The sequence below is a fragment of the Ottowia cancrivicina genome, from assembly GCF_029813755.1.
Classification (GTDB): domain Bacteria; phylum Pseudomonadota; class Gammaproteobacteria; order Burkholderiales; family Burkholderiaceae_C; genus Ottowia; species Ottowia massiliensis.
The window spans coordinates 103,551-124,697 of the sequence record NZ_JARVII010000004.1 but is presented as its reverse complement, the minus strand read 5'-3'; the positions used below and the strand labels follow the sequence as shown (position 1 = coordinate 124,697).

Sequence of the window (21,147 nt, the reverse complement as noted above, 5' to 3'; positions counted from 1 at the left end):
CATCATGTCACTCAAAGAAACTCTTGCCGATTTTTCCACCGAAGTGGCCTTTTGCGCCATGTTCGCGCCTGACAGCTACCTGGTTTCCATGAGCTATGAGAAAAACAAGGCGGAGATACTGCAATACTGGGCCGAAGCCAAAAGCCAATTGCAGCGCGATGCCGCCCTCATTCCGGCCATTGACGCCCAGCTGGCCGAAATGTTCGCTGCCTTTGAAGCGGGCGACAGGAAAAAAGGCATCGACACCGCCATGGCGCTGTGGAACAGAAACATCAAGCAGATGGAGTAAATGGCCTGATCACCGCCTGCCACCCAGGCATTCCGGCAGGCCGGGATGCAACATTCCATTTGTGGATGACCATGGCATGGTTATTTGTCGAAGCATGCCGAAAACCAATATTCAATTTCCATGCAAAACACCAGCAAGCGTCCTCTTTCCCCCAAAGGAATCATGCCATGACTGCATTAAGAGAATTACTTGGTTATCTTTCCGATGAACTCGTTGGTATTACCTTCGCGCCTGATCGCTATCCTTCTCGTTACATGAATTACGAGGACAGCAAAAGCTGCATCTCTAACTCTTGGTCTGAAGCCAAGGCAAAGCTGAAGCGCGACGTGATTCTCATCGCGCCCATCGACGCCTTGCTGGACGAAATGTTTACCGCCTTTGAATCCGGCAACACGAATAAGGGCGCGGACATCGCCATGTCCCTGTGGGCCGCCGACATCAAGAAATTGCGCTGACCCGCAGGGGCTTTGCGCGCCTGAAACGCCGCCATGGCTTTGCCGAATGCCAATGGCGGCATTTTCAACACCTCTTGCATGGGCCTGGGAAGCAAACGCTTCACAGAGGCTCATCCCTGAGCGGTTCAAGCAGTGTCTTGTAGAGATCAAGATGGCGGTGATTGAAACGCAACTCGGTCTCCTCGAGATGCAACGCGAACTTGTCACGCCACACGCCATGAAACTGCGCCAGCCGATGTTTGGCATGGCTCCAAAAAGACTCGATGCCGTTGACGTGTCTGCAGCCTTTGACGAATTCGTTGCTGCCGTGATTGCCCCGAAAGTGCTTGTCCAAACCCAAATCAACCTCGCTTCCTAAGCCCCTGAATAATGATGGGCGCCGCATTTTCAGGCTTTATATTCCGGCAGAAGCGATATCCCGGCTGGCGATTGATCAAACAAATGTTTTATTGCGCAAATGGATTGATTGCTGCATTGTATTTGTCCTGCGCCGTGTTTCTGTATGGAACGCAGATAATGAAAAAAGCGCTTCAGCCTGCGCATTTGCATGCCAAACGCCCGCAAGTCCCCGTGAAATCAGCGCGGGCCGCTATCAATCCAGTAGCAGGGCGGCTTTCAGTCCGCTTTCCGCCGTGGGGTAGCGCAGCTTCAGGCGCAGCTCGCGCTTGAGGCGCTGGTTGGTCAGGCGGCGTGATTCGCGCAGAAAGCTCATTTGCAGCGCGGGCAGCGCAGCTTCGGCCTCGGCGCGGGGCATGCGCGGCGGGCAAGGCAGGCCGCACAGGCGCGCAGCCAGCTCGAACCAGTCGCCCATCTTCATCTGGCTGTCGTCGCACACGTTGTAGGCGCGGCGCGGGCGGGCGCGCCACAGGGCCAGGGCGCAGGCGCGGGCCAGGTCTTCGGCGTGGATGTGGCTGGTGTAAACGTCATCCGGCGCGGCGAGCACGGGCGCGCGCCGCTCCAGCCGGGCGCGGGGCGAGCCGCCGGGGCGGTCGGCGGCGTAGATGCCGGGAATGCGCAGCACGGCAGCGCCCAGCGGGCGCAGCACGGCTTCGGCGGCGGCGCGGCGGCGCGCGCGCGCGGTTTGCGGGCGCAGCGGGCGGGTTTCGGGCGTGAAGCCGCCCTGGGCATCGCCATAAACGCCGGAAGTGGAGCCGTAAATGAACGCGGCCGGCCAGCGGCGGCGCAGGGCGCGCGCCAGCGCCAGGGTGCGCGCGTCGCCCCCGTCATTCGATGAAGGCGCGGGTGGCGCCAAGTGCAGCACGCGCCCCGCGCGCCCCACCCAAGCAGCCAGCCGCCGCAAGCTGGCTGGCGCGTCCAAATCGCCCGCCAGCGGCGTAATGCCCATCTGCCGCAAAGCGGCCGCCTTGGCGGCGCTGCGGCACAGGGCCAGCACGCGCACGCGCGGCAACAGCAGGCGGGCCGCGCGCACGCCCACATCGCCGCAGCCGACGATGAGCACGCGCGCGCGGCGAAAGCGGGCGGGCAGCGCGCGGGGGCGCGCGCCGCAGAAAAAAAGGTTCACAGGCAAAATCCGCTCCCGGAACCGCCTCGCAGTTTTTGCAGGCGGTTTCTTCATTCAGAGCCTGCTCGCAATCTGGCCGTGAAAGGCAAAAGCGTGGAAACCGGGATGGACTGCAAGGCGCAAACCGCCCGAATCCACGCTTTTCATGCTTTTTGCGCCCACAGGCAGATTGCAGGCAGGCTCCCAAAACAGCCCACGACGATACCCAAATGAGCTTTTCCGTTACCGTGCAACCCGGCGGCTTCAGCTTTGAAGCCGAATCTGATGAAACCCTGCTGGCCGCCGCCTTGCGCCAGAGCGTGGGCCTGCCCTATGGCTGCCAGGAGGGCGCCTGCGGCGCGTGCAAATGCAAGGTCACCTACGGCCAGGTGGCCCTGGGCGGGCATCTGGAAAGCGCCCTGTCCGCCGACGAGGCCGCGCAGGGCTACACCCTGACATGCCGCGCCCGCGCGCTGGGCCATGTGGTGCTGGAGTGCGATCAGGTCACGCTCGCCAGCCTCTACCCGCCGCGCAAAATGCCTGTGCGTGTGGCCGAGCTGGAGCGCCTCGCGCCTGACGTGATGCGCGTGCGGCTGCAACTGCCCGCCAACCAGCCCACGCCCTGGCGCGCCGGGCAGTTCATGGAATTCACCCTGCCCGACGGCAGCCGCCGCAGCTACAGCATGGCCAGCGCCCCGCAAGAGGCGGAGGATGAAGCGCCTGGCCCAAAGCGCGGCGCACGCTACGTCGATCTGCACATCCGCCACCTGCCGGGCGGCAAATTCACCGACCAGGTGTTTGGCGGCGGGCTGAAAGTGAAAGACATCCTGCACGCCGAAAGCCCGCTGGGCAGCTTTTTTCTGCGTGAAGACTCCCAAAAGCCCATCGTGCTGCTGGCCTCAGGCACGGGCTTTGCGCCCATCAAGGCCATCATCGAGCACATGCAGCGCCACGCCATTGCCCGCCCCGCCGCGCTCTACTGGGGCGGCCGCCGCCCGCAAGACCTGTACATGCACGAATGGGTGCTGGCACAGCAAGCGGCCATGCCCGGCCTGCGCTACGTGCCTGTCATCTCCGCCGCCCAGCCCGAAGACGGCTGGCAGGGCCGCACCGGCTACGTGCATGAAGCCGTGCTGCAAGACTGCCCCGATCTCTCCGGCCACCAGGTCTATGCCTGCGGCGCTCCTGCCATGGTGCGGGCCGCCCGCCACGACTTCACCACCCGCGCCCGCCTGCCCGAAAGCGAGTTCTACGCCGACGCCTTCACCAGCCAGGCCGACCTGGCCTCTTGAGCGCCCGCCCACGGCCCGCTCCCGTGGGCGCAAGCGGATCGCATGGGGCAGCGCGCCAGGCTGGTTCGCAGGCCGGAATACGCTTCTTGATTGATAGCGTGGTGTCCTAGTGGAATGTGCGCAAACGTCATTTTCATCCCCCTGGATTTGCTCCTGTTTTTGATGGAATCAGCCGCTGCGCTGGCGGAAAAGAGCGGGCGTATCAGGCGGCGGCCTTGGGCACGCCCTGGTTGGCGAGGGCGTCGGCGCGTTCGTTGCCGGGGTGGCCGGCGTGGCCCTTGACCCAGTGCCAGCGGATCTCGTGCGGGCCGCCGCCGGCCAGCGCGTCCAGGCGCTGCCAGAGGTCGGCGTTTTTCACGGGCTGGCCGCTGGCAGTGCGCCAGCCTTTGGCTTTCCAGCCGTGTATCCATTCGGTGATGCCCTGGCGCACGTACTGGCTGTCGAGGTACAGATCCACGCGGCAGGGGCGCTTGAGGGCGCCCAGGGCCTGAATGACGGCCAGCAGCTCCATGCGGTTATTCGTGGTGCGCGCTTCGCCGCCGCACATCTGTTTTTCATATTTGCCGCTGCGCAGCAGCGCGCCCCAGCCGCCGGGGCCGGGGTTGCCTTTGCAGGCGCCGTCGGTGTAGATCTCTACGGTGTCCAAAGCTCATTGACCTTTCTGGGAGCGGGGCGCGGATTGTCCGCGCTGGCGCCGGGCGGGCGGGTTGGCCGCACGGCTGGCGGCGGGCACGGGGGCCAGGCGGGCGGCGGGCGTTTTCCAGGCCGCGCCAATCAGGCGCATGCCGTGGGCGCGCTTGATGGCGCTGATGCACCAGGCCGCGCGGGTGATGGGCCAGCCCGTCGCGCCAGCGCGCGCCAGGCGCGCGGCCAGCTGGCGCAGCCAGCCAGCGCCCGGCGGCAAGCCGCTGTCGTTGCCGTAGCGCTGTTCGCACAGCTCGAAGCCGAGCAGGCGCAGCCAGTCGCGCAGGCGCTGCGGGGCGATGAATTCATGCCCTGGCGGCAGATACAGCGGGCCGCCGCCGTGCAGGCGCTGCCACAGGCGCGCGCGCCAGGGCACCAGGCCGGTGATAACGAGGCGCCCCTCATGCATCAGCGCGCGGTGCGCTTCGCGCAGGGCGGCGTGGGGGTCGCCGCACAGCTCCAGCGTGTGCGGCAGGGCGATCAGATCGAGGCTGCCTTCGGCAAAAGGCAGCGCGGCGGGGCTGGCGGCCAGCAGGATGCGCCCGGCGGGCGCATCCTGGGCGGCGGCTTGAGCAGCCTGGGCCGTACCGGCTGCATCGGGCAGGGCCAGCCAGCGGTGGGGCATGCGGTTGGCGGCCAGGGCGTCGATTTCAGGCAGGCCCAGTTGCAGGGCGTGGTAGCCGAAAACATCGGCCACGGCGGCGTCGAACTGCGCCTGCTCCCAGCGCAGCAGGGCCTGGCCGGGCGGGGTGCGGAACCAATCGGACGCGGCCATCATCGCAGCGCCCCATGCGCTGGCTGCATTCCGCCTTGAAAGGGGTGTAAATTCGCTCCTCGTTTCATAGCATGATGTCCTGGTGGAATGGGCGCAGACGGCTTTTCAAGGCTCCTGAATTCGCTCTTCTTTTTTGATGATGGGCGGCCGCCTTGCCGGTGGCCGGCCGCTTTTGCGGGCAGGCGCGCCGGCCCCTCATGGATAATTTTTGGCTCATGGAATTGCTTGCCCTGCCCGCCCTGAACGACAACTACGTCTGGCTGCTGCACGATGGCCGCCAGGCGCTGGCGGTGGACCCCGGCGACAGCGCCCCGGTGCTGCGCGCGCTGGCTGCACCGGCTGCGCCCGCCAATGGCCGCCTGACGCTGGCGGGCATTCTATTGACGCACCACCACGCCGATCACACGGGCGGCGCAGCCGCGCTGCATGCGGCCACGGGCGCGCCGGTGTTCGGCCCTGCGCAGGTTTTGCTGCCCTCGCCCACACCCGCGCCCTTGACCGTGGTGCAGGGCGGCGATGCCGTGCCGCTGCTGGGCCTGCAATGGCAGGTGCTGGCCGTGCCGGGGCATACGGCCACGCACGTGGCCTACTTTTGCGAGCAGGTAGAAGCCAATGGCGTCAGCGCGCCGCTGCTGTTTTGCGGCGACGCGCTGTTTTCAGGCGGCTGCGGCCGCGTGTTTGAAGGTACGCCCGCGCAAATGCTCGCCTCGCTCGACGCGCTGGCCGCGCTGCCCGATGACACCCGCGTGTGCTGCGGCCACGAATACACGCTGGCCAATGTGCGCTTTGCCCGCGCCGTGGAGCCTGACAACGCACAGCTGGCGCGCTGGCAGGCACACTGCCAGGCGCTGCGCGAAGCGGGCCAGCCCACGCTGCCCAGCACCATCGGGCAGGAAAAAGCCATCAATCCTTTTCTGCGCTGCCGCGTGCCGCAAGTTGCGAGCGCCGCGCGCCGCGCGCCCGTGCCTGCGCCCGCCGTGTCTGGCGCAGGCTCTGCCAGCGGCGAGGCTGCGGATGCCGTGGCCGTTTTTGCCGCCCTTCGTGAATGGAAGAACCGTTTCTCATGACCACCCAACGCACTTTGCAGGCGCTGGCGCTGGCTGCCGCCGTTTTTCTGGCGGGCTGCGCCACCCGGCCTGCCACGCCCCCCGCATCCGGGCAGACTGACGCTGCCGCATCCACAGACGCCCGCCCGGCCGCCTCGCCAGCCGCCGAAGAAGAAGGCCCGCAGGCGCAGATACGCCCTTCGCCCACCGGCCCCGGCGCGGGCATCCGCCCTTACGTGCCCATGTCGCCGCTGACGGTGCGCGACATGCAGGGCCGCCCCGTCACGCCCCTGAACGCCCCGGCGGACATCTGGGAGCGCGTGCGCGGCAACTTCGCCATGCCCGATCTGAGCAATGACCTGGTGCGCAAGCAAGAGCAGTGGTACGCGGGCCGGCCCGACTACATCCAGCGCATGGTCGAGCGCTCGCGCATGTATCTCTTTCACATCGTCGAAGAAGCCGAGATGCGCGGCATGCCTTCCGAGCTGGCGCTGCTGCCTTACATCGAATCGGCCTTCAACCCGCAGGCCGTCTCCAGCGCCAAGGCTGCCGGGCTGTGGCAGTTCATGCCTGCCACGGGCACCCATTTCGAGCTGCGCCAAAACGCCTTGCGCGATGACCGGCGCGACATCATCGCCTCCACCAACGCCGCACTGGACTACCTGCAACAGCTGCACGACAAATTCGGCGACTGGCACCTGGCCCTGGCCGCCTACAACTGGGGGCCGGGCAACGTGGCCAACGCGCTGGAGCGCAACCGCAAGGCGGGCCTGGGCCTGCGCTACGAAGACCTGCGCATGCCCGACGAAACCCGCAACTACGTGCCCAAGCTGCAAGCCGTCAAAAACATCATTGCCGACCCCGGCAAGTTCGACGCCTCGCTGCCCGACATTGGCAACCACCCCTTCTTCGACACCGTTGCCATCACCCGCGACATCGACGTGGCCCTGGCCGCCGAGCTGGCCGGCGTGCGGCTGGACGATTTGCGCGCCCTCAACCCCGGCATGAAGCGCTCCGTCATCTTCGCCCAGGCCGCCGAGCACATCCTGCTGCCCTGGGAAAACGCCGCCACCTTCAAGCAAAACCTGGCGGCCATGGACCCCAAGGCCCCGCTGGCCAGCCACACCGTGTGGGTGGCCCCGCGCACCATGAGCGTGGCCGAAGCCGCGCGCGAAGTGGGCATGAGCGAAGACGCCTTCCGCACGCTCAACCACATACCGCCGCATGTGAAGGTCAGCGCCGGCGCGGCCCTGCTCGCGCCGCGCGGCAAGGGCCAGGCGCTGGCCGTCAGCGCCAGCATCGTCAACAACGCCCGCGTGGCCTTCACGCCCGAAGTCGTGCTGCGCAAAACCGTGCTGCGCGCGCGCAAGGGCGACACCATCGACCGCATCGCCCGCCGCTACGACCTGCCGCCTGGCACCGTGGCCGGCTGGAACAAAACCAGCGCCACTGCCAGCCTGAAGGCGGGCCAGAGCATCACCCTCTACCTGCCCATGCGCGCGGGCAAGCCCAAGGCCGCCCCCCGCAGCAAGGCCAGCGCCAGGCGCGCCGCCGCCGCCCAGGCCGGCAAAGGCCGGGTCAAAGTGACGGTGGCGCCAGGCAAGGCCAAGGCTGGCGCGGGCAAAGCGCCCGCCAAGGCACCGGCGGGCAAAGCGTCTGCGGCCAAAACCAAAGCGGCAGCGCCCGCCAAGGCGAAGGCCAAAAAATAGCCTCAGCCAGACTTCGGGCGGGCATTCAGGGCAGGGCATCTGCCGCCTGCCCTTGGAGCCGAAAGGAGCCAGGGCAAGGCATGGCGGCGAGCCAGCCCTGGACGCACGGGCTGCGCCATGCCTTGCAGCCTTGCCGAATGCGAGGGGATATTTGCTCCTCGATTCATAGCATGAGGTCCTAGTGCAATGGGCGCAAGAGCCGTTTTTCAACCTTCAAATTAGCTCTTGTTTTTGATGCAGCATGGCGGATGGAGCCAGGCTGCAAGGCCCGCACCATTGGCTCCATTCGTCTGCCACGGACAGGCTTGGGGTTCGTTCTCAGCGCCGCGCCAGCTGCCGCAGGCGCACGCCGCCTGCGGCGAGCGCGCCAAAGTAGATGCCGCCAGCCGCCGCCATCAGCCCCGCCAGCAGGGCCACGCGCTGCAAGGGCGCGGCGCGCAGGGCGATCCAGTCGAAATGGCGGCTGCCCCAGAGCAAAAAGGCGGCCATCAGCAGCGTGGCGGCCAGCACCTGCAAGGCAAACAAACGCCAGCCGGGCTGCGGGCGGTAGCTGCCACGGCGGCGCAGGCCCCGCAGCAGCCAGGCGGCATTGACCAGCGCGCCCAGGGCGATGGAAAGCGTGAGCGCCGCATGCTGCAAGTGCGGCACCAGCAGCAGGTTCAGGCACTGGGTGAGCGCCAGCACGGCCACGGCAATCTTCACGGGCGTGCGAATGTCCAGGCTGGCGTAGTAGCCGGGGGCCAGCACCTTCACGGCCACCAGGCCCACCAGGCCCGCGCCGTAGCCGGCCAGCGCCAGCGCCACGCGCTGCACGTCGCCCGCGCTGAACTGGCCGTAGTGAAAGAGCGTGGCAATCAGCGGCGTGCCAAAAACCAGCAGCGCCGCCGCGCACGGCAGGCCCAGCAGCAGCACCAGGCGCAGGCCCCAGTCCAGCATGGCCGAGTAGGCCGCCCCGTCGCCGCTGGCGCGCGCGGCCGTGAGCTGCGGTGTGAGCACCACGCCCAGCGCCACGCCCAGCAAGGCGGTGGGAAATTCCATCAGCCGGTCGGCATACCACACCCAGGTGACGCTGCCTTTGGCCAGGTGCGAGGCAATTTGCGTGTTGATGAGCAGCGAAAGCTGCGCCACGCCCACACCCAGCAAGGCGGGCAGCATGAGCGAGAGCACCTGGCGCACGCCTGCGTCGGCCCAGGCGGCGCGCAGGCGCTGCCAGCTCAAGGCAATGCGCGGCAGCAGCCCCAGGCGGCGCAGCGCAGGCACTTGCACTGCCAGCTGCAATGCGCCGCCCAGCATGACGCCGGCGGCCATGGCGTAAATCGGCTCCAGCCCCAGCCGTGCGAAAAACGGCGCGCCCAGCCAGGCGGCGGCAATCATGCAAAGGTTCAGCAGCACGGGCGTGACGGCGGGCACGGCAAAGCGCTTCCACGTATTCAGAATGCCCGCCGACAGGGCCACCAGCGACATGCAGCCGATGTAGGGAAACATCCAGCGCGTCATGCGCGCGGCGGCCTCAAAACTGGCCGCATCCAGACCGCTGGCCAGCAGCAGCACCAAAAGCGGCGCGGCCAGCATGCCCGCCAGACAGGTGGCCGCCAGCGCCCAGGCCAGCGCGGTGGCCACGGCGTCAATCAGATGCCGCGTGGCCTCGATGCCATCGCGCTCCTTGCTGGCGGCCAGCACGGGCACGAAAGCCTGGCTGAACGCGCCTTCGCCAAACAGCCGCCGCAGCAGATTGGGAATGCGAAAGGCCACGTTGAAGGCGTCAGTCAGGCCGCTGACGCCAAAGGCCGAGGCCATGAGCCAGTCGCGCAGCAGCCCCGTGACGCGCGAGGCCAGCGTGAGCAGGGAAACGGTGGAGGCGGATTTGAACAGGCTCATGCTGGGCGGGCAGGCAGAAAAGCAGAGGCGTATTTCGCTCCTCGATCCATAGCATGATCTCCCAGCGAAATAAGCGGGAACGGCCTTTTCAAGGCACCTGAATTTGCTCCTTTTTCTGATGCGGTTTGCAAGAGGCGGCGCCAGCAGGGCTGCGGCGCTGCGGCCGCGCGGGTTGGGCGTTTCATGGAATCGGATGGCGATGACGGACGGAGGGCTGCGCTGTGGCCCGGACCGGCACGGCAGATGCCAGGCCCAGGCTGCCGCGCCGATTGTCGCGGGCCTGCCTGCGGTGCAGCCGGGCGCTGGTCAGCGCAGCAGCCAGGCCACGGCGCAGCCTACCGCGATGCCGCCTGCGATTTCAAAGGGCGTGTGCCCCATGCGCTCGCGCAAACGGGCCTTTTCTTCAGGCCGCAGCTCGTTCAGCGCCTGCGCGTGGCGGCCCACCTGGCGGCGCAGGCTGGCGGCGTCGAGCATGACGATGAAGGCCAGCGTGAGCGCCACGCCGAAGGCCGCGCTGTCCAGCCCCTCGCGCAGGGCCGTCAGCGCGGCCATGCTGCTGACGATGGCACTGTGGTTGCTGGGCATGCCGCCGTAGCCAATCAGCCCGAAGGCCGGCTTGCCCGCGCGCAGGCTGTTGATGACGAATTTCAGGCAGCCCGCCGCCAGCCAGGCGGCAAACGGGGCCAGCAGGTAGCTCCAGGTTTTCATGACCCCGCCAGCCTCCATGCGCACAAGAGCAGCCAGGTGAGCACGGCAGCCATCAGCTGCCAGTCGGACAGCAGCACGTCCGTGGGCGATTCGCCGCCTTTTTTCATCTCTACCACATACCAGTAGCGGAACAGTCCGAAGAGCACCAGCGGAATGCTCACGATCAGCTCCGGATGGGCCGACATGACGTAGAGGCTGTAGAACACCAGCGCGCCCGTGGCGGACATTTCGGCGTAGCGCTCAATCAGCGGCAGCGAATAGCGTTGCAGCACCTGCCGCCCCTTGTCGCCCGAGCGCGCCAGCTCCTGCCTGCGTTTGATGGCCGCCATGTACAGGGCCAGGCACAGCGTGGTGACGAACATCCAGGAAGACAGCTTCACCTCCAGCGCCACCGCGCCCGCCAGCGCGCGCAGCACGAAGCCGCTGGCGACGATGAAGATGTCGATCACCGGCTGATGCTTGAGGCCGAAGCTGTAGGCCAGGTTCAGCGCCAGGTAGATGCCGATGACGGCCATGACGCCCGGCTGCATCCACGCGCCCGCAGCCAGCAGCGCGCCCAGCGCCAGCAGCAGCGCCAGCGCCATGCGCGGCGTCACGGCGCCCGACGCCAGGGGGCGCTCGCGCCGTTTGACGGGATGCTGCCGGTCGCGCTCCGCGTCGCGCCAGTCATTGACGATGTAAACCGCCGAAGACGCCAGGCAAAACAGCAGCGCGGCCAGCAGCGCCTGACCCGCGCGGTCAGCCTGCCAGAACTGCCCCGTGAACAGCAGCGGAGCCAGCACGAAGCCGTTCTTGATCCACTGCCGGGGACGCATCAGCCGGATCAGCCCGGCAGCGCAGCGCGCGGCGGAAGCGGCCGGGCCATTACGATTCATGATGGTTTTCAGGGAAACAAAAGGTTTTTCACACTTTACTTCATGCGCATTGCACTGCTTTATGCCTTGTTCGCCGTGGCAGCGACGGCAGTCAATATCGCCTCCCAGGCGCTATGGCTGCGATTCGCGCCCCGGCCGCTGGATACCGTAGCGGCTTCCATCATGGCGGGCACACTGGCCGGGCTGGCCGTGAAATATGCGCTGGACAAGCGCTACATCTTCTGCTTCAAGCCGGAAAATGCCGCGCATGACAGCCGCCTGTTCATGCTTTATTCCCTGATGGGCATTTTGACAACACTGGTTTTCTGGGGCGCGGAATGGCTCTTTGAAATTCTGTTCAGGGATGATTTCATGCGTTATCTGGGCGGCGTGATGGGCCTGGGAATCGGTTATGCCGCCAAATACCACCTGGATAAAAAATTCGTTTTTGTGCAGCAGCCGGCGTGAAAACCGCCCGCTTTTTTTCAAAATGAAAAGGAAACGCCATGCCGAAAATGCCCGTTGAAAGCTGGGGCCGTCTGACGCGCGATGCGCACGACTGGCAGGCGCTCACGCAGGCCGATGGCCCGGCGCTGCTGGCGCAGCTGCAAGCGGGCCGGCCTGGCATTGCATATGGCGCGGGGCGCAGCTATGGCGATGTGGCGCTGAACCCCGGCGGCACGCTGTGGGCCACGCGCGGGCTGGACCGCTTCATCCGCTTTGACGAAAACGAAGGCGTGCTCACCTGCGAAGCCGGCGCGCTGCTGCGCGACGTGCAGCGCCTGGCCATCCGGCGCGGCTGGATGCTGCCTGTTTCGCCCGGCACGCAAATGGTGACGGTGGGCGGGGCCATCGCCAACGACGTGCACGGCAAAAGCCACCACAGCGCGGGCAGCTTCGGCCAGCACGTGCGCGGCCTGCGCCTGGCGCGCACCGACGGGCAGGTGATTGACGCCGCACCCCAAGGCGGACAGGCGGACTGGTTTGCCGCCACGGTAGGCGGCCTGGGGCTGACGGGCGTGATCACGCAGGCGCAGTTGCAGCTCGAACGCATTCAAAGCCCCTGGTTTGAGGTGGACGTGCAGCCCTTTGGCAGCCTGGCGGAATTTCTGGTGATCAATGCCGAAACCGGGCAGCAAGGCTGGGCGCACACCGTCTCGTGGATCGACTGCCTGCGCCATCGCAGCGGCACGCGGGGCATTTTCATGCGCGGCAACCTGGTGAAAGAAGCCGTGCGGCGGCCCGCTGCGCGCCAGCGGCGCTGGCGCATGCCGCTGACGCCGCCGTTTTCGCTCATCAACCCCTTGTCGCTGCGCCTGTTCAACCTGGCCTACTACCACGCCCACCGGCTGAAGGCGGGCCGGGGGCTGGCCTATTACGAGCCGTTTCTCTACCCGCTCGATCACATTCAGGACTGGAACCGCTTCTACGGCCCGCGCGGCTTTTACCAATACCAGTGCGTCGTGCCGCACGCGGGCGGGGCCGAAGCGGTGCAGGCCATGCTGGACGCCATAGGCGCATCGGGCCAAGGCTCGTTTCTGGCCGTGCTCAAGACGATGGGCGACACGCCCTCGGCAGGCATGCTGGGCTTTGCCATGCCCGGCATCACGCTGGCGCTGGACTTTCCCAACCGGGGGGCGTCCACGCTGGCGCTTTTCGAGCGGCTGGACGCCATCGTTCATGAAGCGGGCGGCCGCATCTACCTGGCCAAAGACGCGCGCTGGCCGCGCAAATATTTCGAGGCCGCCTACCCCCGGTTGCAGGAATTTCTGCCCTACCGCGATCCGGGCATCAGCTCGTCCCTCTCGCGCCGCCTGATGGGCGCCTGACGAGCACTCAATAAGCGCCCGGGACATTTTTTTGAAAACGCATCCTCATGAGCCGCAAACACATCGCCATCATCGGCGCCACCTCCGCCATCGCCGAACACTGCGCACGCCTGTGGGTCGAGCGCGAACCCCTCACGCTGACCCTGATAGGCCGCGACGAAGAAAAACTGCGCCGCATCGCCGCCGACCTGAAAGCGCGCAGCCCGGCGTCTGAAATTGCCACGCACGCCCAGGCCGATCTCACCAGCGCCGCCGCCATCGCCCAATGCGTGGCCAGCCTGCAAACGCCTGCGCCGCCTGATGTGGCGCTCGTGGCCTTCGGCCTGCTGCCCGACCAGGACGCCTGCGAGCAAAACCTGCAAGCCAATGCCGACGCGCAATGGATCAACGGCGTGGCCCCCGCGCTCTACGCCGAAGCGCTGGCCAACGCCATGCAGCAGGCCGGGCGCGGCGCCGTCGCCGTCATCGGCTCCGTGGCGGGCGATCGCGGGCGCAAATCCAACTACGTCTATGGCGCGGCCAAGGGCCTGGTTGCCCGCTACATGCAGGGCCTGCAACACCGCCTGGCGCTGCAAAAAAGCCCTGTGCGCGCCGTGCTCATCAAGCCCGGCCCCACTGACACGCCCATGACGGCGCACCTGAAAACCGGCACTGGCCGCGCCTCAATGGCCGCGCCTGAAGAAGTGGCCCGCTGCATCGTGCGCGGCATCGACCGGGGCAGGGCGGTGGTTTACGCGCCGGGCAAATGGGCGCTCATCATGCTCATCGTGCGCTGCCTGCCTGACTTCGTGTTCAGACGCATCAACCTATAATTCGCCGTTTTGCCAGCAACATCCACAAACCTTCAAGGAACATACACATGGCATCAGCCAAACCCAAAAAGAAGAACCCGCGCCTGGCCTCCGGCCGCAAGCGCGTGCGCCAGAACACCAAAATCAACGCCGCCAACACCTCGCTGCGCTCCAAGTACCGCACCGCCGTGAAAAACGTGGACAAGGCCGTGGCCGCAGGCGATCTGGACAAGGTCAAGGCCGCCTTCGCCCTCATGCAATCGGTGGTGGACACCGTGGCCGACAAGGGCATCTTCCACAAGAACAAGGCCGCCCGCGACAAGAGCCGCCTGTCTGCCAAGGTCAAGGCGCTGTCCCAAGCCGCAGCAGCCTGAGCTTTTCTTTCCCAACACAGCCCGGGCGGGCGCATCAAGCCTCCGCCTGCCGTTTGAAACGGGTGCGCTGCCGGCAAAAGCAAAAAACCGCCTTGAGGCGGTTTTTTTGTGCCTGTGCGCCAAGACCACCCACGTGGAACAGGCAGGCGGCCCGGATGGCTGCTTTTCGCTATTCAAACAATAGCTGCCTGCGCAGATTTCATCAGGACCTCAGGCTTTTTTGTCCCCTTGAATTCGCTCTTGTTTCAAGAGCAGCCGGTCTTTGCGCCTGGCCTGCCGCCATGCCTGCGGCGCTTTTTTCAGAGGGCGGCAGGCGCTGATGGTCAATAGCCGCTGGCGCTGCATGCCGGTTTGCGGCTTTGGCAGGCCCGTCCAACTGAGGCCGCAGGCGGCATATGAAAAAGGAGCAAATTTAAGCCACGAAAAACTGCCTTTGCGCCCATTTCGTCAGGACCTCGTGCTATGAAAAGAGAAGCGAAAACAGGCCCTGACGGCTCGCTTCAAGCCAGACTCAAGCCCGGCCCCTGAACAACACGGCTCCAACACGGCTCGCGGCCGCTCACGCCTCGCGCCGCAGGGCGGGAAAGAGGATGACGTCGCGGATGCTGGGGCTGTCGGTCAGCAGCATCATGGTGCGGTCTATGCCCACGCCAATGCCGCCCGTGGGGGGCATGCCGTATTCGAGGGCGCGCACGTAATCGGCGTCGTAATACATGGCTTCATCGTCGCCCGCGTCTTTGGCGCTGGCTTGCTGCTGAAAGCGTGCGGCCTGGTCTTCGGCGTCGTTGAGTTCGCTGAAGCCATTGGCCATTTCGCGGCCGGTGATGTACAGCTCGAAGCGCTCGGTCACTTCGGGGCGCGCGTCGTTGGCGCGGGCCAAGGGGCTGATTTCGGTGGGGTGCTCCATGATGAAGGTGGGCTGCCACAGCTCGGACTCCACGGCTTCTTCAAAGTACATCACTTGCAGCGCGGGCAGGCTGCGCCGGGAAAGCTGGTCTTTTTCTTCGCTCAGGCCCAGCTTTTTCAGGCGCGAGATGAGCGCGGCGGCGTCATCAACGTGCGCGCCAATGTCGGTGTGCGCGTGCAGCGCTTCGCGGATGGTCATGCGGGCAAAGGGCTGGCTCAAGTCCACGCTGCGGCCCTGGTAAGTCAGTTGCAGCGTGCCCAGCAGCCGCTGCGCGAGGGTGCGGAACAGGCGCTCGGCGCAGTCCATCTGGTCCAGATAGTTCCAGTAGGCGGCGTAAGACTCCATCATGGTGAATTCGGGGTTGTGCCGCACGCTGACGCCTTCGTTGCGAAAGCTCCGGTTGATTTCAAACACGCGCTCGAAGCCGCCGACGATCAGGCGCTTGAGATACAGCTCGGGCGCGATGCGCAGAAACATGTCTTGCTCCAGCGCGTTGTGGTGGGTGACGAAGGGCTTGGCGTTGGCGCCGCCCGGAATGGGGTGCAGCATGGGCGTTTCCACTTCCATGAAGCCTTCATTGACCATGAATTCGCGCAGCACGGCCAGCGCGCGGCTGCGCAGGGCAAAGCGCTGGCGGGCGCTTTCGTCCATGATGAGATCGACGTAGCGCTGGCGGTATTTCAGCTCCTGGTCCTGCATGCCGTGGAATTTGTCGGGCAGCGGGCGCAGGCTTTTGGTGAGCAGGCGCAGGCGCGTGGCGTGAATGGAAAGCTCGCCTTTCTGGGTTTTGAAAACATAGCCTTCGGCGGCGATGATGTCGCCCAAATCCCAGCGCTTGAAGTCGGCATAGGCTTCTTCGCCCACGTCTTCGCGCGTCACATAAATCTGAATGCGGCCCGTGGCGTCTTGCACGGTGGCGAAACTGGCTTTGCCCATCACGCGCTTGAGCATCAGGCGGCCGGCGATGCTGGCGCTGATTTTTTCGCCCGCCTGCAGCTCATCGCCCGTTTTGCCGCCGTGCGCGGCCTGCAAGGCTGCTGCGCGGTCCTGCGGCTTGAAATCATTGGGAAAAGCCACCGCGCCGCCAGCGGCCTGGCGCTCGCGCAGGGCCTTGAGCTTTTCACGGCGCTCGGCAATGAGCTTGTTTTCGTCTTGCGGCTGTTCGCGGGCGGGCGCGGCATTGGCGTGATCGGCTTGGGTCATGGCGGCGGTCGGTTCTTGCGAAGGAAAAACGGCGAATTTTAGGAGGGCGTTCAGGAAAGGCCGCTTTGGCGGCAGCCTTGGGCGGGCGGCGATGGCATTCGCCCTGCACGTCCGCAGCGCGCGTATTTTTCAGGGTTTTCACCAGGCGGAGCGCCGTTTGCGCCTCTTCCTTCCGTATAAACCCGCCCGTGTTTACCCGCCCGGTGTTTACCCGCCCGGTGTTTACCCGCCCGGTAATTACCCGCCCGGTATTTTCCCTTCCCCTCGTTTTCATGGATTCCGCCAGCCTTGCGGATTTCTAGAATGGTTTGGCGCGGGCTGATGAATGCACATGAGCGCCCGCGCGTTTCGTCCATGAAACCAGGAGACACGCGATGAATGATTCCATGGCCGCGCGCATCAGCCGCAGCCCCAAATATCAGAAGCTCAAGCGCACGCGCAGCCGCTACGGCTGGGCGCTCAGTATTCTGATGCTGATCGTTTTTTACGGCTATATCTGCCTGATTGCATTTGACAAGGCATTTTTATCGCGCCCCATTGGCAGCGGCGTCATGAGCATTGGCATTCCGCTGGGTCTGGCCGTGATTGTTTTTTCCGTCGCCATCACCGGCCTGTACGTGCGCCGCGCCAATGGCGAGTTTGACCGGCTCACGCAGGAAATCATTCGTGAAAGCCAGGAGGAGGGCGCAAAATGAAAAACCGGTTTTCCACCCGTTCCATTATCCATTTTGTTTTTGCCGCGCTGGCTTTTCTTGCAGCAGGCGCGGCCCATGCGGCTGGCGATGTGGGCGAGACGGCCAAGCAGGCCACCAACTGGACGGCCATCATCATGTTCATGATGTTCGTGCTGGCCACGCTGGGCATCACCAAATGGGCGGCCAAGCGCACGCGCTCGGCGTCTGACTTCTACACCGCAGGCGGCGGCATCACTGGCTTTCAAAACGGGCTGGCCATTGCGGGCGATTACATGTCCGCCGCCGCCTTTCTGGGCGTTTCGGCCGCCGTGATGAGTTCGGGCTATGACGGGCTGATTTATTCCACCGGCTTTCTGGTGGGCTGGCCCATCATGACCTTTTTGCTGGCCGAGCGGCTGCGCAATCTGGGGCGCTTTACGTTTGCCGACGTGGCGGGCTACCGCTTCAGGCAGGGGCCTTTCCGCGCCTTTGCCGCCAGCAGCACGCTGGTGGTGGTGGCGTTTTATCTGATTGCGCAAATGGTGGGCGCGGGCCAGCTCATCAAACTGCTTTTCGGGCTGGATTACTGGATTGCCGTGGTGCTGGTGGGCACGCTGATGATGGTTTATGTGTTTTTCGGCGGCATGGCGGCGACCACCTGGGTGCAAATCATCAAGGCCGTCATGCTGCTGGCGGGCGTGAGTTTCATGGCTTTCATGATCATGCTGAAATACGGTTTCAACCCCGAAGCGCTTTTTGCCGATGCCGTGCGCGTGCGAACGGATATTGCCTCGCGATTGCCGGGCGCCACGCCCGAATCGGCGCAAAAAGCCGGGCTGGCCATTATGGGGCCGGGCGGATTCATTAAAGACCCCGTATCGGCCATCAGTTTCGGCATGGCGCTCATGTTTGGCACGATGGGGCTGCCGCATGTTTTGATGCGCTTTTTCACCGTGCCCAATGCCAAAGAGGCGCGCAAAAGCGTGCTCTGGGCCACGACCTGGGTGGCTTATTTCTTCATTCTGATTTTCATCATCGGCTTTGGCGCCATTACCCTGGTTTTGACCAATCCCGAAATGGCCAATACCGAAACCGGCATGATTCACGGCGGCGCGGGCGCATCCAACATGGCGGCGGTGCTGGTGGCCAAAAGCGTGGGCGGCAATATGTTCTACGGCTTCATTTCTGCCGTGGCTTTTGCCACCATTTTGGCCGTGGTGGCGGGGCTGACGCTTTCGGGCGCCACGGCGGTGTCGCATGACTTGTACGCCACGGTGTTCAAGGGCGGCAAAGCCCGCGTGGCAGACGAGCTGCGCGTCACGCGCATCACCACGGGCGTGCTGGGCGTGATTGCCGTGCTGCTGGGCATTTCGTTTGAAGGGCAGAACGTGGCCTTCATGGTGGCGCTGGCCTTTGCCATTGCCGCTTCGGCCAACTTTCCGGTGCTGCTGCTGTCGGTGATATGGCGCGGCTGCACCACGCGCGGCGCAGTGGCCGGGGGCTTTCTGGGCCTGATTTCGTCGGTGGCGCTCACCGTCGTCTCGCCCTCGGTGTGGGAGAACGTGCTGGGCAACCCGCCCGGCTCGGCGCTGTTTCCCTACTCGTCGCCCGCGCTGTTCAGCATGAGCCTGGGCTTTATCGGCGTCTGGCTGTTTTCAGTGCTGGACGGCAGCGCCCGCGCGCGTGAAGAGCATCAGGCCTTCGAGGCGCAGCAGGTGCGCTCCGAAACCGGCCTGGGCGCTGCGGGCGCCACGGCGCATTAGCGCCCTGCGCCGCGCCCCTTGCTCTCGGCGGGCGAGCCAGCCTGCCCGCCCGCCGGAGAACATCAAAAACAGAAGCAAATATGAGGGGTTGAAAATGCCGTCCTGCGCTCTTTTCACTAGGACATCACGCTATGAATAGAGGAGCGAAATAGCGCCGCAGCCTTGGCCTGCTTCGCGCCAGGGCTGCGGCAACGGCTTGGGAAAGCGGCTTTCCGCGCGGCGGGCGGCCTGAGGTTTTCAGAACCCGTTGTCGCCATCCAGCAGGCGGCCCAGGCCGCCGAGCACGGAGCCTTCGCCCACGTCCTTGCCGCCCGTCTGCGGGGCGGCGGCCAGCATGCGGCCCGCCATGCGCGAGAAGGGCAGCGATTGCAGCCAGACTTTGCCGGGGCCGGTCAGCGTTGCCAGAAACATGCCTTCGCCAGCGAACAGCATGCTCTTGATGCCGCCGGCGGCGCGCACGTCCATGCTCACGCCGGGGTGGAAGGCGACGACGCAGCCGGTGTCCACGTCAATGCGCTCGCCTGCGGCCAGATCGCGCTCGACCAGCGTGCCGCCCGCGTGCACGAAGACCCAGCCGTCGCCTTCAATCTTTTGCATGATGAAGCCTTCGCCGCCGAACAGGCCCGTGAGGATGCGTTTTTGCAAAAACACGCCCAGCCGTACGCCGCGCGCGCCCGCCAGAAAGCTGTCTTTCTGGCAGATGATGCAGCCGCCGTGCTCGGCCAGCCGCAGCGGCAGCACGGTGCCGGGGTAGGGGGCGGCAAAGGCCACGCGCGCCTTGCCGCGCCCCTGGTGGGTGAAGACGGTGGTGAACAGGCTCTCGCCCGTGACGATGCGCCGCCCGGCGGACAGCAGCTTGTTCATCAGGCCGCCTTCCTGCCGGGAGCCGTCGCCGAAGACGGTGCCCATTTCAATGGCGGCGTCCTTGTACATCATGGCTCCGGCTTCGGCCACGGCGCTTTCGCCGGGGTCCAGCTCCACCTCCACGAAGGGCATGTCGTTGCCCACGATGCGGTAGTCGATGTCGTCGCTTTGCATGCGCGCCAGCTGCTCGGGCAGCGGAATGGGCGGCATGTCTTGCGGCAGGCCGCTTTCAAAGGCTTCGGCGAATTCGGGCATGGCGCGGGCGGGCTGCCAGCCCGAGAGGCCCTGCCGCCAGCACAGGGCGGCCGGGTGCTGGCGCACATAAGCGAAGGCCTGGTCGGCGTCAAACGGCCCCAGGCGCTCGCTTTGGCCGGGCTGGATGAAGTACCACTGAGACAAGGGAAAGCTCCTTTCGTTGAACAAGCCAAGCTGATTGGCGTGAAGGGCCGATTGTTGGGCCTGTGAGCGCAGTTCAGCGCTTGCCCGTGGGCGCCAAAAGCGCGGCTCCGGGCGGGCTTGCGGGCGATTTGAACGGATGCCGCCTGCCAGAGAGCATCAGAAACAGGAGCGAATTCAGGGGGCCATAAATGCCGCCTTACGCAATCTCCACTAGGACATCACGCTATTGATAAAGTAGCGAAAATAACTTGCCTGTCCGCTTTTTTGAGGTGGGGCCAGGAGCAAGTTCTCAAGCCGCCCGGCCAGCGCTGCCGCGACGGCAGGCGTGATTCCGAACAAGGCCCGGGCAGGGCGGCGCCGGCAGGAGCGTTCATGGGCGCTGATGGCGGCCAGCCAGCCGCACAATGCCGCTTTTCCCTGCCACTCTTCTTTTGAAAGGAGCTTCCCATGCTGGACAAGCAAGCCATTCTGGATGCCTACCAGTTTCGCCACGCCTGCAAGGCGTATGACCCGGCCCGCAAGATCAGCGACGACGATTTCCGCTTCATTCTGGAAACGGGGCGGCTGTCGCCCAGCTCCTTTGGCCTGGAGCCTTGGCGCTTTGTGGTCGTGCAAGAGCCGCAAACGCGCGCGCTCATCCGCGACATGGCCTGGGGCGCGCGCGAAAAGGTCATGGAGTGCAGCCACTTTGTCGTCATCCTCGCGCGCCAGCCCGCCATGCTCTCGCCCGATGGCGACTATTTGCCACGCTTCATGCGCGAAGTGCAGCATTTGCCAGAAGAGGCGGTGCAGATGCGTCTGCGCTTTTTCCGCAATTTCAGCGAGAAAGACTTTGAGCTGGCCGGCCACCCGCGCGCTTTTTACGACTGGGCCTGCAAGCAAACCTACATCGCCCTGGGCAACATGCTCACGGCGGCGGCCATGATTGGCGTGGATTCCACCGCCATCGAAGGCTTTCCGCTGGAGGCCATGAACAGCGCACTGGCCGGGCGCGGCCTGTATGACCCGGCCCAGTTCAAGCTGAGCGTGATGGCCGCCTTTGGCTACCGCCTGAACGCCCCGCAGCCCAAGACGCGCCAGCGCCTGCAAGACGTGGTGCAGTGGGCGTGAAAGCCGCGCCAGCGCGCGCCTGCGCTGGCCGTTCGTGGAATC

At 65.4% G+C, this 21,147-nt stretch carries 20 protein-coding genes and 1 pseudogene; 12 read left to right on the top strand and 9 right to left on the bottom strand.

Features of this window, described 5'->3' with window-relative positions:
* Positions 1-4: 4 nt before the first annotated feature.
* Positions 5-289: a hypothetical protein gene (locus tag QB898_RS03695; protein ID WP_279523840.1), complete on the top strand. Its 285-nt coding sequence runs from the start codon at positions 5-7 to the stop codon at positions 287-289.
* Complete coding sequence (locus tag QB898_RS03690) at positions 259-744, top strand: hypothetical protein (RefSeq protein WP_279523839.1); 486 nt, start codon at positions 259-261, stop codon at positions 742-744. The genes QB898_RS03695 and QB898_RS03690 overlap by 31 nt, the downstream gene beginning before the upstream one ends.
* Before the next feature lie 100 nt (positions 745-844).
* Here the strand turns inward: QB898_RS03690 and QB898_RS03685 are convergent.
* Together QB898_RS03685 and QB898_RS03680 are read right to left on the bottom strand one after the other, a co-directional pair.
* Positions 845-1,090: pseudogene (locus QB898_RS03685) on the bottom strand (IS1595 family transposase); the annotation flags it as partial.
* Between the two features lie 246 nt (positions 1,091-1,336).
* Complete coding sequence (locus QB898_RS03680; protein WP_428982722.1) at positions 1,337-2,272, bottom strand: NAD-dependent epimerase/dehydratase family protein; 936 nt, start codon at positions 2,270-2,272, stop codon at positions 1,337-1,339.
* A gap of 203 nt (positions 2,273-2,475) precedes the next feature.
* On the opposite strand from QB898_RS03680, the gene QB898_RS03675 reads away from it, so the two are divergent.
* Complete coding sequence (locus QB898_RS03675; RefSeq protein ID WP_050716534.1) at positions 2,476-3,537, top strand: CDP-6-deoxy-delta-3,4-glucoseen reductase; 1,062 nt, start codon at positions 2,476-2,478, stop codon at positions 3,535-3,537.
* Between the two features lie 202 nt (positions 3,538-3,739).
* Here the strand turns inward: QB898_RS03675 and rnhA are convergent, their stop codons facing one another.
* Both rnhA and QB898_RS03665 read right to left on the bottom strand, forming a co-directional pair.
* Positions 3,740-4,183, bottom strand: coding sequence for a ribonuclease HI (gene rnhA / locus QB898_RS03670; RefSeq protein WP_050715653.1), 444 nt, complete (start codon positions 4,181-4,183; stop codon positions 3,740-3,742).
* A 3-nt stretch (positions 4,184-4,186) separates the two neighbouring features.
* Positions 4,187-4,996: a class I SAM-dependent methyltransferase gene (locus tag QB898_RS03665; RefSeq protein ID WP_346429796.1), complete on the bottom strand. Its 810-nt coding sequence runs from the start codon at positions 4,994-4,996 to the stop codon at positions 4,187-4,189.
* A gap of 215 nt (positions 4,997-5,211) precedes the next feature.
* Between QB898_RS03665 and gloB the strand changes: the two genes are divergently transcribed.
* A complete protein-coding gene (gloB, locus tag QB898_RS03660; RefSeq protein WP_279523836.1) occupies positions 5,212-6,063 on the top strand; it encodes a hydroxyacylglutathione hydrolase in 852 nt (283 codons plus the stop codon).
* Positions 6,060-7,751, top strand: coding sequence for a transglycosylase SLT domain-containing protein (locus QB898_RS03655; protein ID WP_279523835.1), 1,692 nt, complete (start codon positions 6,060-6,062; stop codon positions 7,749-7,751). Before gloB ends, QB898_RS03655 begins: the two co-directional genes overlap by 4 nt.
* A gap of 318 nt (positions 7,752-8,069) precedes the next feature.
* On the opposite strand, the gene murJ is transcribed toward QB898_RS03655, so the two are convergent.
* The 3 genes from murJ to QB898_RS03640 form a co-directional block, all read right to left on the bottom strand.
* A complete protein-coding gene (gene murJ, locus QB898_RS03650) occupies positions 8,070-9,629 on the bottom strand; it encodes a murein biosynthesis integral membrane protein MurJ (protein WP_279523834.1) in 1,560 nt (519 codons plus the stop codon).
* 306 nt (positions 9,630-9,935) lie between these two features.
* Complete coding sequence (locus tag QB898_RS03645; RefSeq protein WP_279523833.1) at positions 9,936-10,337, bottom strand: divergent PAP2 family protein; 402 nt, start codon at positions 10,335-10,337, stop codon at positions 9,936-9,938.
* Positions 10,334-11,152 (bottom strand): decaprenyl-phosphate phosphoribosyltransferase, encoded by an 819-nt coding sequence (locus QB898_RS03640; protein WP_279523848.1) that lies wholly within the window; start codon positions 11,150-11,152, stop codon positions 10,334-10,336. The genes QB898_RS03645 and QB898_RS03640 overlap by 4 nt, the downstream gene beginning before the upstream one ends.
* 102 nt (positions 11,153-11,254) lie before the next feature.
* Here QB898_RS03640 and QB898_RS03635 point away from each other — a divergent pair, with 102 nt between their 5' ends.
* Genes QB898_RS03635 through rpsT form a run of 4 tightly spaced genes read left to right on the top strand, consistent with a single transcriptional unit; the run spans position 11,255 to position 14,185 of the window.
* Positions 11,255-11,659 carry a GtrA family protein gene (locus QB898_RS03635; RefSeq protein WP_279523832.1) on the top strand — a complete coding sequence of 135 codons (405 nt, stop codon included), beginning with the start codon at positions 11,255-11,257 and terminating at the stop codon, positions 11,657-11,659.
* A gap of 38 nt (positions 11,660-11,697) precedes the next feature.
* Positions 11,698-13,020 (top strand): FAD-binding oxidoreductase, encoded by a 1,323-nt coding sequence (locus QB898_RS03630; RefSeq protein ID WP_279523831.1) that lies wholly within the window; start codon positions 11,698-11,700, stop codon positions 13,018-13,020.
* Between the two features lie 47 nt (positions 13,021-13,067).
* Positions 13,068-13,832, top strand: coding sequence for an SDR family NAD(P)-dependent oxidoreductase (locus QB898_RS03625; RefSeq protein ID WP_279523830.1), 765 nt, complete (start codon positions 13,068-13,070; stop codon positions 13,830-13,832).
* A 47-nt stretch (positions 13,833-13,879) separates the two neighbouring features.
* The gene (gene rpsT / locus QB898_RS03620) at positions 13,880-14,185 is read left to right on the top strand and encodes a 30S ribosomal protein S20 (protein ID WP_279523829.1); all 306 of its coding nucleotides are present in this window, start codon (positions 13,880-13,882) and stop codon (positions 14,183-14,185) included.
* Between the two features lie 559 nt (positions 14,186-14,744).
* Here rpsT and lysS read toward each other — a convergent pair.
* Complete coding sequence (gene lysS / locus QB898_RS03615; RefSeq protein WP_279523828.1) at positions 14,745-16,295, bottom strand: lysine--tRNA ligase; 1,551 nt, start codon at positions 16,293-16,295, stop codon at positions 14,745-14,747.
* Between the two features lie 374 nt (positions 16,296-16,669).
* Between lysS and QB898_RS03610 the strand changes: the two genes are divergently transcribed.
* On the top strand, positions 16,670-16,990 hold the full coding sequence (locus tag QB898_RS03610) for a DUF485 domain-containing protein (protein ID WP_279523827.1): 321 nt from the start codon (positions 16,670-16,672) through the stop codon (positions 16,988-16,990).
* Positions 16,987-18,732: a cation acetate symporter gene (locus tag QB898_RS03605; protein WP_279523826.1), complete on the top strand. Its 1,746-nt coding sequence runs from the start codon at positions 16,987-16,989 to the stop codon at positions 18,730-18,732. The genes QB898_RS03610 and QB898_RS03605 overlap by 4 nt, the downstream gene beginning before the upstream one ends.
* 237 nt (positions 18,733-18,969) lie before the next feature.
* Here the strand turns inward: QB898_RS03605 and QB898_RS03600 are convergent, their stop codons facing one another.
* Positions 18,970-19,995 (bottom strand): TIGR00266 family protein, encoded by a 1,026-nt coding sequence (locus tag QB898_RS03600; RefSeq protein ID WP_346429795.1) that lies wholly within the window; start codon positions 19,993-19,995, stop codon positions 18,970-18,972.
* A 447-nt stretch (positions 19,996-20,442) separates the two neighbouring features.
* Here QB898_RS03600 and QB898_RS03590 point away from each other — a divergent pair, with 447 nt between their 5' ends.
* Positions 20,443-21,105 (top strand): NAD(P)H-dependent oxidoreductase, encoded by a 663-nt coding sequence (locus tag QB898_RS03590; protein WP_102283156.1) that lies wholly within the window; start codon positions 20,443-20,445, stop codon positions 21,103-21,105.
* The last annotated feature ends 42 nt before the right edge of the window (positions 21,106-21,147 follow it).